We start from the raw sequence: 14,030 nt of genomic DNA on the forward strand, positions 1-14,030 counted from the left end.
CGCATATCAGTTGTATACGGTGCGAATCAGCCCGTGTCCTGTGGGTAACGATTTGCCCATGTGGCCTACGGCGCGGCCGGGATGCGGTAACGATTTGGCCTTCTGCAGCGAAGCAGAAGGCTGGAAGCGGTAGTGCGTGCAGCACCGGCAACTCATTCATTGAGAAACACTTCACACCGGCAGGAGACGTGGGTGACGCAGGTCGAGCCCTTCTCGCGACGCCCACGACGATCCGACGCCGAGCAGAACTACGGCGCGCAGGGATCCGGTTACTCTCAGGGCGGCTCGGACGGTCGCGAGGGGCAGTACGACAACCGCGACGAGCGCGGTGGTTACGACCCGCGCCCCAGCAACCGCGGCGGCAACGGCGGGTACGACCCGCGCCCGGGCAACCGGGGCGCGAGCGGTGGTTATGACCCCAGGCCCAGCAGCCGCAGCGGCGCTGGCGGGTACGACCCCCGGCCCAGCAGCCGCAGTGGCAACGGTGGCTATGACCCACGGCCCGAGGCCCGCAGTAACAGCGGCGGCTATGACCCGCGCCCGGATGACCGGGGCGCGAGCGGCGGCAACGGTGGCTATGACCCGCGCCCCAGCAACCGCGGCGGTAACGGCGGGTACGACCCCCGGCCCAGCAACCGCGGCGGCAACGGCGGATACGACCCCAGGCCCAGCGCTCGCGAGAGTGGCAACGGCGGCTATGACCCGCGGCCGGGCGATCGCGGCGCAAGCGGTGGCTTCGACCCGCGCTCCCGCAGCCGCGGAGACAACCGCGAAGACTCCCGCGGTCGCGACGATTACCCCGCCGAAGAACGCAGTGGCCCGAGCCGCTCCCAGAGCCGCCAGGCCGCATCCGCAGTGCCCCCGCCGCTGGACGACGGAGACCGCCGCGGCAGCCACGCCACTACTTACGGCCAGGGCTTTTCCTGGGTGGTGGCCTGGACCATCCTCGGTGCGCTGATCCCCGGTCTGGGCCTGATCGCGGCCGGCTGGCGCCGGCTCGGGGCCGCCGTCCTGGCCGGCCTGGCCGTGGCCGCCGCAGCCGTCGCGGTCTGGGCGCTGAGCGGTGACATCCTCAAGCGCGGGGTCTCGTTCGCCGTCGACCCGAAGAAGCTGCTCATCCTGGCCGTGGTCGCGGTCGTGGTCGGGGTGCTCTGGGCGCTGGTGATCTTGCTCACCAACAGCCAGTTGCGCCGCTACGCCACCCTCGACAGCACTCAGAAGCTGTTCAGCTGGGTGGTCGTGGCCGCCCTGCTGGTCGGCGTGGGTGTGCCCACCTACACCGTCGGCGACTACGCGCTGGTGCAGCGCGAGCTGGTCACCGAGTTGTTCGGCGGCGACGGGGACGTCGACGCCGACGACGCCAAGCCCGACTCCTCGGCCGCCGACCCGTGGGCCGGCACCGACCGGGTCAACGTGCTGCTGATCGGCTCCGACGCCGGAGCCAACCGGACCGGTATCCGCCCCGACACCCTGATCGTGGCCAGCATCCACCCGGCCACCGGGAACACCGTGCTCTACAGCCTGCCCCGAAGCCTGCAGCGGGTGCCCTTCAAGGAGGGCACCGGTGGCGCCGAAGCCTGGCCGGACGGCTACTACTGCCCCGAGCGCGGGCCGGGCGCCGAGTGCATGATCAACGCGATCTGGCAGTGGGCCGAGACCGACGGGGCCTCCTACTACAGCGATGTGAAGAACAAGGGCCTGCGGGCCACCGAGGACGCCGTCACCGGCACCCTCGGCCTGGAGATCGACAGCTACGCGATGCTCAACCTCGAGGGCTTCGCCGACTTCATCGACGCCATCGGCGGCGTCCGGGTGAACGTGTACGAGAAGCTGCCGATCGGCGGCAACTCGAACAACAAGGTGGCCACCGGCGGCTGGATCGAGGAGGGGATGGACCAGAAGCTGAACGGGCACGACGCCCTCTGGTTCGCCCGCTCGCGCTGGAGCACCGACGACTACGACCGGATGCGCCGCCAGCGCTGCACGATCGCGGCCGTCACCGAGCAGGCCGACCCGGTCACCATCGCCGCCAACTGGACCAAGATCGCCAAGGCACTGCAGAAGAACATGCAGACCGGTATCCCCCAGGACGAGATCCAGGCCTGGGTGGAACTGGCCACCCGGGTGCAGAAGGCCAAGGTCACCAGCCTCTCGTTCGACAACGCGGCGGTCGGCGGCACCACCGTCAACCCCGACTTCGACCTGATGCGCGAGAAGGTCGAGAAGGCGAACGCGAAGTCCGAGAAGGCCGGGCAGAAGAAGAAGGCCGCCACCTCCGAGCCCCAGGCCTCGGCCTCGGCCGGGACCAGCACCGAGGACAAGGCCGACTCCGGCAAGAAGGACACCACGCCGGACGAGGCCAAGACCAAGGACCCGGAGAACGCGCAGGACGTCAGCCAGGTCTGCTAGAACCCCGCTCCACCCTCCACCGGTCGGCCGATGCTTGCATCGGCCGACCGGTGCGTTTGCGTCCTCCGCTCGCACACAAGTGGCCGCCCGAGGTGCGTCGCAGGCGTCCAATGTCCCCGAGACGGGCTGCTGCGCGGGCATACTCACGGCTCAGTGCGCGCGGCGCGGTCCCAGGCGGCCACCGAGTGCCCCGCGGTAGGGATGGCTCTCAGAACGCGACCTAGGGGTGGAATGTCCGACGTCCGTCAGCGCGCCACCGGCCGGTTGCTGTCCGGCAAAGCAGGGCGCGACGACGTCCCCGGCGCCCCGGTGATCTCCACCGGCCGCCGCGGCTCGCATGCCACCACCCGCGGCCAGGGCTTCTCCTGGGTGCTCAGCTGGACCATCCTCGGCTCGCTGCTGCCCGGCCTGGGGCTGCTGGCCGCGGGCTGGCGCCGGGCCGGTGGCTTCCTGCTCGGCCTGAGCGCGGCCGGGCTGCTGGCGCTGGGCTGGCTGGCGATCGACGGGGATCCGCTGGACCGGGTGCAGGCCCTGGTCGTCGCCCCCGAACGGCTACTGCTGGTGACCATCACGATCGGGGTGATCGCCGTGCTCTGGGTGGTGGCGATCGTGCTCACCCACACCCAGCTGCGCCGCTACGCCCGGCTCGGGCTGGGGCAGCGACTGTTCTCCGTAGTGCTGGTGGTGGCCCTGATCACCGGAGTGGCGCTGCCCGCCTACGAGGCCGGGCGGTACGCGCTGATCGGCCGCGACCTGGTGGACACGGTGTTCCAGGACACGGTGGACGCCGAGACCAGCACCGCGCTGAGCGACACCTCCAAGGCCGACCCGTGGGCCGGGGTGCCGCGGGTGAACGTGCTGCTGATCGGCTCGGACGCCGGCGAGTCCCGGATCGGGGTGCGGCCCGACACGATGATCGTGGCCAGCGTGGACACCTACTCGGGCAACACCGTGCTGTTCAGCCTGCCGCGCAACCTGGAGAACGTGCCCTTCCCGTTCGGCACCCCCGGCAACACCGCCTGGCCGGACGGCTTCGACTGCGGTGACGAGTGCCTGCTGAACGCGGTCTGGACCTGGGCCGAGCAGGACGGCTCGGGCTACGAGGGGTACAAGAACCCCGGTCTGGCGGCCACCCAGGACGCGATCGAGGGCGCGACCGGCCTGAAGATCGACACCTACGCGATGCTGAACCTGAAGGGTTTCGCCGAGTTCGTGAACGCGATCGGCGGGCTGCGGGTGAACGTGCGCGAGCGGCTGCCGATCGGCGGGGACAGCACCCTCGGCTCGCCGATCTACCACGTGGCCACCGGCGGCTGGATCGAGGTCGGGGAGAACCAGTTGCTGGACGGCTACCACACCCTCTGGTTCGCCCGCTCGCGCTGGTCCACCGACGACTACAGCCGGATGCAGCGCCAGCGCTGCGTGATCGGGGCGTTCGTCGGCCAGGTCGATCCGGTCACCGTGGCCCTGCAGTTCCCTCAGCTGGCCCGGGCGGCCAAACGCAACATCACCACCGGGATCCCGCTGCGCGACCTGGACGCCTGGGTCGAGCTGAGCAAGCGGGTGCAGGGCGGCAAGGTGACCAGCCTGCCGTTCACCAAGGATGTGGTGGACGTGGCCTACCCGGACTTCGGGAAGGTGCAGAAGCTGGTGAACCGGGCGATCGCCAGCTCGGAGCGGGCCGGCCGGCAACCCGCCCCGAGCTCACCCTCGGCCAAGCCCCGGGCCCCCCGGGCGGCGAACCCGAACAAGGCCCAGGACGTGACGGCCGTCTGTTAGGCGCTGGTCCGCTCGACCTGCACCACCGAAAGGGAACCTTCGGCGTAACGGGCCCGCAGCGTCTTCTTGTCGAACTTGCCCACACTGGTCTTGGGCACCTCGGTGACGAAGGCCCAGCGCTCGGGCACCTGCCAGCGGGCCACCCGGTCCTGCAGGAAGCTGCGCAGGTCCTCGACCGCGGGCGTCTGCCCCTCGACCGGCACCACGATCGCCAGCGGGCGCTCACCCCACTTCTCGTCCGGCACCCCGACCACGCTGGCCTCGCGCACGCCCGGGTGCGCCATCAGCTCGTTCTCCAGGTCGATCGAGCTGATCCACTCCCCGCCGGACTTGATCACGTCCTTCGCCCGGTCGCTGATGGTCAGGTAGCCGTCCGCGGTCAGGCTGCCGACGTCTCCGGTGCGCAGCCAGCCCTCGTCGAACTTCTCGGCCGAGGCAGCGTCGTCGTCGCGGTAGTACGAGCCGGTCACCCAGGGCCCGCGCACCTCGATCTCGCCGACCGCCTCGCCGTCCCAGGGCTGCACCGCGCCGTCCGGGCCGACCAGCCGGGCCTCCACGTGCAGCGCGAGCCGGCCCTGGCTGTGCCGGTAGTTCCAGTACTCCTCGCCCTCCACCCCGACCGGGGCGATCGCGACCGTGCCCAGCGGTGACGTCTCGGTCATCCCCCAGCCGTGCAGCACGGTGACGTCGTACCGGTCGTGGAAGGCGTGCATCAGCGCCGGCGGGCAGGCCGAGCCGCCGATGATCACCCGGTCGAGGCTGCTGACGTCCGTCTCCGGGTGCCCGTCCAGGTACTCCAGCAGCCCGGTCATCAGCGTGGGCACCGCACCCCCGCAGGTCACCTTCTCGCTCTCGATCATCCGGGCCAGCGGCTCGGGCTGCAGGAACCGGTCGGGCATGATCAGGCTGGAGCCGGCCATCATCGCGGCGTAGGCCAGGCCCCAGGCGTTGGCGTGGAAGAGCGGGACGATGGCCAGGGCCCGCGCGGACTGGGTCAGGCCCAGGCCGTTGGCGCCGGCGCAGAAGGTGGCGTGCAGCAGGTTCGAGCGGTGGGAGTAGACCACGCCCTTCGGGTGCCCGGTGGTGCCGGAGGTGTAACACATCAGCGTGCCGTCGTTCTCGTCCACCTCCGGCCACGCGAAGGTGTCGGGCTGGGCGTCCAGCAGTTGCCGGTAGTCGTGCACCTGGCGTTTACCGCCGCCGGCCAGCGCCTGTTTCACCTCGTCCGGCACCGGCCCGTTGACCACCACGTGCTCCACCGTGGGGGTGTGCTCGAGCAGCGCCGAGAACGGCTGGGCCAGCGAGTTGTCGACGAAGATGACCTTGTCCTCGGCGTGGTTGACCACGTAGACCATCTGCTGCGGGAAGAGCCGGATGTTGATCGTGTGCAGCACTGCCCCGGCGGCCGGGACCCCGAGGTACAGCTCCAGGTGCTCCTCGTTGTTCCACATGAACGAGCCGACCCGCTGGTCACCGTCGATGCCCAGCGTGCGCAGGGCGTTGGCCAGCCGGCGGCAGTCCTTGGCCACGTCGGTGAAGGACGACCGGCGCGGGCCGTCGGCCCCCCAGGTCACCACTTCCGAACCGGGATAGACGTCTCCTGCGTAATCGATAATCCGGGAGGTCAGCAGGGGGACGTTCTGCATCGTGCTGCGCATGCGAAATCACCTCGTCGTGACGTGGGACACATCGGCGTGTAACCCAACGGTCAGGACCGGAGGCCGGTTTCCGCAAGCGCGGAGATCAGCTGTTCCACCGATCGATGACCGGCCTCCCACGATCCCAGGCCAGCACGCTGAGCGTCGAGGTCCGCAGCGACAAATGGGCGGCCAGCGCCGGGTCCTGGCCGATCCAGCGGGCGGCCAGAATCCGCAGGTAGTGCGCGTGGGCCACCAGCACGGCGCGGGTCGGCGCCGCCTGCCGCACCCGCTCGATCACCGTGTCGGCCCGGGCGGCCACCTGCGCCAGGGTCTCCCCGCCGGGCACCGATGCGGTCCAGATCGACCAGCCGGGCACCTGCTCCTGGATCTGCGCGGTGGTGATGCCCTCGTACTGGCCGTAGTCCCACTCCAGGGCGTCCGGTTCGGCCTTGGGGTCGAGCCCGGCCAGCTCGGCGGTGTGCCAGGCGCGCTGCAACGGGCTGGCCAGCTGCAGGTCGAAGTGCACCCCGGCCAGACGGGGCGCCAGCTCGGCGGCGGCCGCCTCGCCCTCGGGCCGCAGCGGGATGTCGCTGCGGCCGGTGTGCCGCCGGTCGCGGGCCCACTCGGTCAGGCCGTGCCGGATCAGCCAGAGTTCGGGTTCGTTCGAGGTCACGGGCGTGATCTTCACACGGCCAGGTAACAAGGGCCTGATCAGTCAGCCGGTCGGAGCCTCAGACCGGACCAGCACCGTGCCGACGATCTGGCCAACCTGCCCGACCCGCCACAGCTCCGAACGGTGGAAGTCCAGGCCGTGCGAGCGCACCAGCACCAGCGCCAGCGGGCCGGGGCCGATCGGGACCAGCGCGGTGCCGCTGAACGGCTCGGGTGCGCCCGGCGCGATCATCCGGACGCTGGCCAGCCGCAGCGGCGAGGTCAGCACCACCTGCTCCGGCCCCGGGCTGGCCACGCTGACCGTCAGCACCGCGTTCACCGTCGCCAGGTCCGGCCCGTACTCCACCAGTGCCGCCCAGTCCGCCCCGAAGCAGTGCGGGGCCCCGTCCACCAGCGTCTGCAGACCGCGCTCGGGCCGGGTGAGCACCTGGTCGATCAGGCCCAGGTCGGCGTGCCCGGTGACCGGGGGCGCGGGATGCTGCACACCGGTGACGTCCACCCCGGCCAGGGCAGCCAGCTGCGCCGAGATCCGCTGCAGGTGAGGCACGTCGCGGACCCGGACGAACACGTCGTCCAAGGCCCGGCCGGACTCGCTCTCCAGCACGTCGATCTGCGCGATGTCGGCCCCGGCCGAGCCGATCGCCGAGGTGACCCGGCCCAGGGCACCGGGCCGGTCCGGGATGCTGAACCGAATCCGCGCGAGCAAATCTGACCTCCCAGTCACCAGCAGACGAACAGAATTCCACACGGGCGCGGGTGCGAGGTCACCAACTGCACCGGACAATGCCGCTCGTGACCCGCGCCGGCACCTCCCCCGGGCCGGAGATCAGGGACGCTGAGGACAAGCCGCGCGGGCCTGACCACTAAGCTACGTACGTAGATACTGTCGGCCCGGAGGTGGTCACCGTGACGGGGCCGGACGAGGTCCATGCGCTTGACCGTTCCAGTCCCATGCCGCTCTGGGCGCAGCTCCAGCAGGAGCTCACCCGCAGACTGCAGGCAGGGGCGTTCGACCAGGAGTTCCCTGGCGAGCTGGAGCTGGTCGAGGCCTATGCCGTTTCCCGCTACACCGTGCGCGAGGCGCTGCGCCGGCTGCGTGAGTCCCGCCTGATCGACTCGGCCAAGGGCCGGGGTTCGTGGGTGCGCCGCGGGGGCGACTCCAACCCGCCGCTGGGCAGCCTGTACTCGCTGTTCCGGGAGGTGGACGCGCAGGGCATCCGGCAGCGCAGCATCGTGCTCGCCCAGGAGATCGTCACCTGGGCCGCGGCCGCCGAGGAGCTCGGCCTGGAGCCGGACACCCCGCTGTTCCACCTGGAGCGCATGCGCCTGGCCGACGAGCTGCCGATGGCCCACGACCGGGTCTGGATCCCGGCCGAAGTGGCGCGCCCGCTGCTCGAGGTCGACTTCACCGTCTCCGGCCTGTACGACGAGCTGGCCGCCCAGTGCGGGGTGTCGCTGGCCGGGGGCCGGGAGCGGATCGCCGCGGTGATCCCGACCCAGCGCGACCGGGACCTGCTGACCGTGCCCGCCGACGTGGCCTGCTTCCAGATCGAGCGGATCAGCACGGTGCAGCAGCGGCGGATGGAGTACCGGCACACCGTGGTCCGCGCCGACCGCTACTCGGTGCTGGCCGAGTGGTCGCCGCAGGGGTACACGGTGGCGGCGGAGCCGCTGGACGGGCCGCCGAAGGCGTCCGCGGAAACCTGAGATCCCAATGGGAGACGAGTGTGCGCGACTTGCGCATAATCGTCTCCCATTCGGTTGTGGAGGGGGACACGAGTGACGCTCTCGTACACGTTCTGGCACCGCCCGCAGGAGGGCATCTCCCCGGAGGGCTACGAGCGTGACCTGGCGCTGTTCCACGAGCGCCTGGCCATGCTCGGTTCGGGCCAGATCCCGGGCTACCGTTCCTCGTACACGCTGCGCGTGCCGCCCCTGCCGTGGCAGAGCACTCCGGGCTACGAAGACTGGTACCTCATCGACGATTACGCATCCCTGGGCGTGCTGGCCGGCGCCGCCGTGGACGAGACCCGCCTGGAACGCCACGACGCCCTGGCCGGGGCGGTACTCGACGGCACCGGCGGGCTTTACGGGCTCCGCGCAGGCACTGCGCCGCCGGCGGAGGGCACTTGGGTGGGCTGGGGCCGCAAACGCGCCGGGGTCAGTTACGCCGAGTTGCTCTCCGACCTGGAGGCCCGGGTGGAAATCGGTGAGCTGAGCGCGGTCTGGCAGCGCCAGCTGGTGCTCGGCCCGGCCCCGGAGTTCCGGCTCGAGGGCCGGGGCCCGATCACGGTGGCCGGTCTCGAACCAGTCATCGCGCTTGAGGTCTCAACGGTCGCCTGACAACCAGCCGAAGGGCGCAGCCAGCTCGTCCGCGGCCTTCGGCCCCATGCTGCCCGGCGGATAAGGCTGCAGGGCCGGCGCTTCGCGCAGGATCGGGTCGACCACCCGCCAGGCGTGCTCCAGCCCGGCACTACCGGTGAACAGCGAACGGTCGCCGGTGAGCACGTCGTACAGCAGGGCCACGTAGGGCGGCAGCGGATCCGCGTTCTCAATCTCGTCGAGCTCCAGCCGCTGTCGCACCTGGGCCGGCTTCACACCCTCACCGGGCTGCTTCAGCACGAAGTCGACCTCCAGCGAACCGGACCCGGCCAGCGAGAGGGTGATGGCGTTCGGCTGCTCGGGGGCGGTGAGCGGCCCGTCCACCGGCCGCATCACCAGGCTGACCCGCTGCTCACTGACTCCCAGTTTCTTACCGGTCCGCAGCAGGAACGGCACGCCGTGCCAGCGATCGGTATCCACCCACAGCCGGACCGCGCAGAACGTGTCGGTGTCCGAGTCCTCGGCCACGCCCTCGATCTCGCGGTAGCCCTCGAACTGACCCAGCACCACCTCGTCCGGCTTCAGCGGCCGGAACGCCGCGATCACCGATTCCCGGGCCTGCTGCAGGTCTTCGGCGCCCAGGCTGAGCGGCGGCTCCATCGCGACCTCGGCGGCGACCTGGATCAGGTGGGTCACCACCATGTCCATCAGCGCGCCGGTGGCGTCGTAGAACCCGGCCCGGTTGGCCACGTCCAGCGTCTCGGGCACGTCGATCTGCACCGCGGCGATGTGGTCGCGGTGCCAGACCCCGGCGAAGGTCTGGTTGGCGAACCGCAGCACGTGCAGGTTCTGCGTGGCCTCCTTGCCGAGGAAGTGGTCGATCCGGAAAACCTGCTCCTCGTCCAGAATCTCGTGCACCACCTGGTCAAGGTGCCGAAAGTCCTCCGGGGAGGTGCCGTAGGGCTTCTCGAAGACCACCCGGGCCCGGTCGGTGAGGCCGTGCTGCTTCAGCGCTTTCGCGGTCGACTCGAAGGCCTTCGGCGGAATTGCCAGGTAGTGCACGAAGTTCGGCTCGGCCGCGTCGTCGAGTTCGTCCTTCACCTCGCTGATCACGTCGAGCAGGCTGCCCGGGCCGCTCTCGTCGAAACCGCCGCCGGCGAACAGCAGTCGCTGCGAGAAGTCCTCCCAGTCGGCGTCATCCACTTCGGGACCGTACTCGGCCAGGGCGTTACGCACGTCGGTGCGGAAGTCCTCGTGGGCCACGTCGCCGCGTCCGTTGCCGATCAGCCGCCATTGCGGCGGCAGCAGATCCTTGCGCGCCAGCGTGTAGAAGGCGGGCAGCACCATCCGGGCGGCGAGGTCGCCGGTGGCGCCGAACAGCACGAAGATCGTCGGTGAATCGCTCACCTGCCGATCCTCACCCGGGATCCGGGACCTCGCCATCCGTGCGGTCCCGCCCGTATTGTCACACTTGTGCATACCTGGGGTCGGGTTCGTGGAGTCAATCTGGGTGGCCTGCTGGACTCGCGGGAGGGGGTCGAGCCGGGCTGGCAGCTGCGGCCCGAGCACCTGGACGCGATAGCCACGGCCGGTTTCGACTGCGTCCGGCTGCCGGTGCGCTGGTGGGGCACGTCGGCCGGGGCCCTGGACGAGCTGGTCGGCGCGGTCGTGGAGCAGGCGCTGCAGCGCGATCTGGCGGTGGTGCTGTCGATGCATCATGCCGACGGTCTGATGACCGGTGAGCCCGAGGCGGCCGAAAAGCTCACAGAATTGTGGACGGGTCTCGCCCGCCGGTTTGCGGGGGTGAAAGACCCTCGGCTGGCCTTCGACCTGCTGAACGAGCCCCGGGACGCGATCACTCCGGCCGTCTGGAACGCGCTGCTGCCGACGGTGCTGGCCGCGGTCCGGGCCGAGGATGCATCGCGGGCCGTGATCGTCGGCGGTGCCCGGATGAGCACGCTGGCCGGCCTGCTGGAGCTGGAACCGCCTGCAGACCAGAACCTGGCCGTCACGCTGCACTATTACGAGCCCTTCGCCTTCACCCATCAGGGCGCGCACTGGGAGGAGGGGGCCGACGCCTGGACGGGTACGCGCTGGCTGGGCGGAGAGTCGAACGCCCGGGGCAACGGCTGGCCCGGCGGTCCGCATTGGGCCGACGCAGAGCGCGACCGCCGCACGGTGACCACCGATCTGTCCCGTGCCGCCGCCTGGGCGCAGGAACGGGGGCTGCAGCTGCTGGTCGGCGAGTTCGGGGCCTACGAGAAGGCGCCCTGGGCCGACCGCGTGGCCTGGACCGGCTGGGTCCGGGCCGAGTGCGAACGCCTCGGCCTGGGCTGGGCGCACTGGGACTTCGCCACCGACTTCGGCGTCTACGACCCCGCTACCCAGGCCTGGCGTCCCGATCTCCTGCACGCCCTCACCGGCGCCCAGCCGTGATGCTGCTCAGGCCTTGACCGGCTCGGCCGAGGCCCGGGCAGCGACCAGGCGGGAGACGGTCTCGGCGGGGCCGGGCCGGCCGAAGTGGTAGCCCTGGGCCATGGTGCAGCCCAGCCGGCGCAGGGCCAGGAGCTGGCTGTGCTCCTCGATTCCCTCGGCGATGGTCTCCAGGTCGAGCGTGCGGCCCAGCTGCACGATGCTCTGGACCAGGCTGTCCTCGTCGCCGGTGCCGGATCCGGACAGCCGTTCCACGAACGAGCGGTCGATCTTCAGGATGTCGACCGGGAAGCGGTGCAGGTAGCTCAGCGAGGAGTAGCCGGTGCCGAAGTCGTCGATCGCGATCCGCACCCCCATCGCCTTCAGCGCCTGCAGCGTGCGCAGGGTGCTGTCGGTGTCGTTCATCAGCACGCTCTCGGTCATCTCGAGCACCAGACTGGTTGCGGGCAGACCGCTTTCGTGCAGCGCCCGGCTCACCTCGGCGGCGAAGTCGTGGCGCTGCAGCTGCTTGCCCGAGACGTTCACGCCGATGCTCAGCACGGTCCCGGGTGAGAGCCGGGCCCACTCCTGGCCCTGGAAACAGGCCTGCCGCAGCACGAACTGGCCCAGGTCGTGGATCAGGCCGGTCTGCTCGGCCAGCGGGATGAACACGTCGGGCGGGACCATCCCGCGCTCGGCGTGCGGCCAGCGCACCAGCGCCTCCACCCCGGTCAGCTCGCCGGAGTCCAGCGCGTAGGTGGGCTGGTAGTGCACCTGCAGCTGCTCCTCGGCGACGGCCTTGCGCAGCTCGGCCTCCAGGGCCAGCCGCTCCACCAGTGAGCTGTGCATGGTGGGGTCGTAGAGCGCGGGCTCACCGTCCTGCCGCTCCTTGGCCCGGTACATCGCCAGGTCGGCGTTGCGGATCAGCTGGTCGGCGCCGATCGTGCCGACCTCGGCGCTGGCGATCCCGATGCTGGCCCGGATGAACAGTTCCCGGCCGTCGATCACGACCGCGGCCTCCAGCGCCTGGCGGATCCGGGCGGCCGCGCCGAGGAACTCCTCCCCGGTGGCCGCGCCCTCCACCAGGATCGCGAACTCGTCGCCGCCGAGCCGGGCGATGGTGTCGCCCGGGCGCAGGCTGCTGGTCAGCCGGCGGGCCACATCGATCAGCAGGGCGTCGCCGGTGGCGTGCCCCAGGCTGTCGTTGACCTCCTTGAACCCGTCCAGGTCGAGGAAGAGCACGCCCACCGTCTCGGCCGCCCCGGCGGTGCGCCGGCGCATGGTGTGGTGCACCCGGTCCAGGAACAGCGAGCGGTTGGCCAGACCGGTCAGCGAGTCGTGGAAGGCCTGGTGCACCAGCTCGTCCTCGAGCTGGCGGCGCTCGCTGATGTCGCGCACGTTGAGCACCATGGCGTTCACCGAGGGGTCGTCGAGCAGGTTCGTCACCGTCGCCTCGATGTGGATCCGCTGGCCGTCCGGCATGGTGGCCTTGGCCTCCACGGTCACCGCGGCCAGCGGGCTCCGGGCCACCTCGGTCATCGCCTGGGCGACGTCCGGGCGGGAGGACTCGTCGAGGAAGGTGTCCAGCGGGATGCCGGTGAGCTGCTCGGCCGACACCCCGAACACCCGCAACGCCGAGCCGCTGACGTAGCGGGTCAGGCCGTCGCCGCCGACCATCACCACCACGTCCGAGCTGTTCTCGACCAGGGCCTGGAACCGGGTGTGGCTGGCCTGCAGTTCCTGGGTTCGCTCGCTCACCCGCCGCTCCAGGTCGCCGGTCAGGGCCCGGTTCTCCTGCAGGGTCAGCAGCTGGCGGATCACCATCAGCAGGATCAGCGAAGAGCGGATCCAGCGGGTGGCGTCGTCGTAGGTGCCGGTGATCTCCGGGATGATCAGCGAGGCGGCGACCGCGACGACGATGAAGAAGTACGGCACCATCAGGCCGATCTGGCGGGGCAGGGCCTCCGTCTCGGCCTGTCCCCGGTACCCCGGGCGCACCAGGGCGGCCAGGATCAGCAGGACGAATCCGCCCAGCCAGCCGGTGTCGGTCAGGTGCCCGGGGGCGTAGCCGCCGGTCAGGCTGAAGTAGGTGTGCGCCACGTCGGCCAGCCCGAACCCGATCATCGCGGCCGCGATCGGCTCCACCGGCAGCGGGCTGCGCCGGCCCGCGCCCCGAGTCCGCAGCACCACGTAGATGGCCAGGGTGATCACCGCGATGTCGCCGACCGGGTAGGCGATCAGCAGGGTCTTGCCGATCAGGCCGCTGGTGCTGGCGTGCACCGCCTGCCCGAGCACGCTGACCCAGCCCACCAGCAACGCCGCGGCGCCGATCATCAACCCGTCGACCAGGGCCCGCAGCCGGGCCGCGGCGCGCGGTTCGGGTACCGCCATCCGCAGCAGCGCGATCGCGAACAGCGGCCCGGCCAGGAGATATCCGGCGTCCGCCAGAGAAGGGATGGGCAGCGCCTGGTGCCGACCGTGCTCGTGCACCACCTGCACCAGATCGCCGAAACCGTGAGCCAGCGCACCGGCCGCGAACAGCAGCCAGGTGGTGCGGGTCCGAGCGTCGTCCTCGGTCCGCAGGGCCCGCAGCCCGCACGCCAGGCCCGCGGCCAGGGCGGCCCCGGCGATCGCCAGCCCGGACAACCAGGCCCGGGCGCCCGGCGAGCCGAGGCCGGTGGCAAGAACCAGAGCCACGGCGAATCCGCCGATCACCGCGAGGGCACCCACAGCCGAACGCAGGCCGGGCCGGAGAGAGGTCATGGACTCCTCTGTCGTCCGGTCACTGTGGGTCGA

The 14,030-nt window shown here is 70.9% G+C and carries 10 protein-coding genes; 5 read left to right on the forward strand and 5 right to left on the reverse strand.

Features of this window, described 5'->3' with window-relative positions; all coding sequences use genetic code 11:
* Positions 1 to 192 precede the first annotated feature (192 nt).
* Both LR394_RS43245 and LR394_RS27070 read left to right on the forward strand, forming a co-directional pair.
* On the forward strand, positions 193 to 2,409 hold the full coding sequence (locus LR394_RS43245) for an LCP family glycopolymer transferase (RefSeq protein ID WP_231447220.1): 2,217 nt from the start codon (positions 193 to 195) through the stop codon (positions 2,407 to 2,409).
* Between the two features lie 231 nt (positions 2,410 to 2,640).
* On the forward strand, positions 2,641 to 4,188 hold the full coding sequence (locus LR394_RS27070) for an LCP family protein (RefSeq protein ID WP_231447222.1): 1,548 nt from the start codon (positions 2,641 to 2,643) through the stop codon (positions 4,186 to 4,188).
* Here the strand turns inward: LR394_RS27070 and LR394_RS27075 are convergent.
* From LR394_RS27075 to LR394_RS27085, 3 genes are all read right to left on the reverse strand, one after another.
* Positions 4,185 to 5,846 (reverse strand): long-chain fatty acid--CoA ligase, encoded by a 1,662-nt coding sequence (locus LR394_RS27075; protein WP_231447223.1) that lies wholly within the window; start codon positions 5,844 to 5,846, stop codon positions 4,185 to 4,187. The two genes, LR394_RS27070 and LR394_RS27075, sit on opposite strands and share 4 nt — an antisense overlap.
* Before the next feature lie 85 nt (positions 5,847 to 5,931).
* Positions 5,932 to 6,501, reverse strand: coding sequence for a histidine phosphatase family protein (locus LR394_RS27080; protein WP_231447225.1), 570 nt, complete (start codon positions 6,499 to 6,501; stop codon positions 5,932 to 5,934).
* Positions 6,502 to 6,543: 42 nt separating this feature from the next.
* Entirely contained in the window at positions 6,544 to 7,206 is a 663-nt protein-coding gene (locus tag LR394_RS27085; protein ID WP_231447227.1) for an ACT domain-containing protein, read from the reverse strand.
* A 200-nt stretch (positions 7,207 to 7,406) separates the two neighbouring features.
* Here LR394_RS27085 and LR394_RS27090 point away from each other — a divergent pair, with 200 nt between their 5' ends.
* Positions 7,407 to 8,207 (forward strand): GntR family transcriptional regulator, encoded by an 801-nt coding sequence (locus LR394_RS27090; RefSeq protein WP_231447229.1) that lies wholly within the window; start codon positions 7,407 to 7,409, stop codon positions 8,205 to 8,207.
* 72 nt (positions 8,208 to 8,279) lie between these two features.
* Complete coding sequence (locus tag LR394_RS27095) at positions 8,280 to 8,843, forward strand: hypothetical protein (RefSeq protein WP_231447231.1); 564 nt, start codon at positions 8,280 to 8,282, stop codon at positions 8,841 to 8,843.
* Here the strand turns inward: LR394_RS27095 and LR394_RS27100 are convergent.
* The gene (locus tag LR394_RS27100; protein ID WP_407937135.1) at positions 8,829 to 10,265 is read right to left on the reverse strand and encodes a glucose-6-phosphate dehydrogenase; all 1,437 of its coding nucleotides are present in this window, start codon (positions 10,263 to 10,265) and stop codon (positions 8,829 to 8,831) included. The two genes, LR394_RS27095 and LR394_RS27100, sit on opposite strands and share 15 nt — an antisense overlap.
* Positions 10,266 to 10,295: 30 nt before the next feature.
* Here LR394_RS27100 and LR394_RS27105 point away from each other — a divergent pair, with 30 nt between their 5' ends.
* Positions 10,296 to 11,258 (forward strand): glycoside hydrolase family 5 protein, encoded by a 963-nt coding sequence (locus LR394_RS27105; protein WP_231447235.1) that lies wholly within the window; start codon positions 10,296 to 10,298, stop codon positions 11,256 to 11,258.
* A gap of 6 nt (positions 11,259 to 11,264) precedes the next feature.
* Here the strand turns inward: LR394_RS27105 and LR394_RS27110 are convergent, their stop codons facing one another.
* Complete coding sequence (locus LR394_RS27110; protein WP_231447237.1) at positions 11,265 to 13,997, reverse strand: putative bifunctional diguanylate cyclase/phosphodiesterase; 2,733 nt, start codon at positions 13,995 to 13,997, stop codon at positions 11,265 to 11,267.
* Positions 13,998 to 14,030: the final 33 nt, after the last annotated feature.

It is taken from the genome of Kineosporia babensis (assembly GCF_021129305.1).
GTDB classification, from domain to species: domain Bacteria; phylum Actinomycetota; class Actinomycetes; order Actinomycetales; family Kineosporiaceae; genus Kineosporia; species Kineosporia babensis.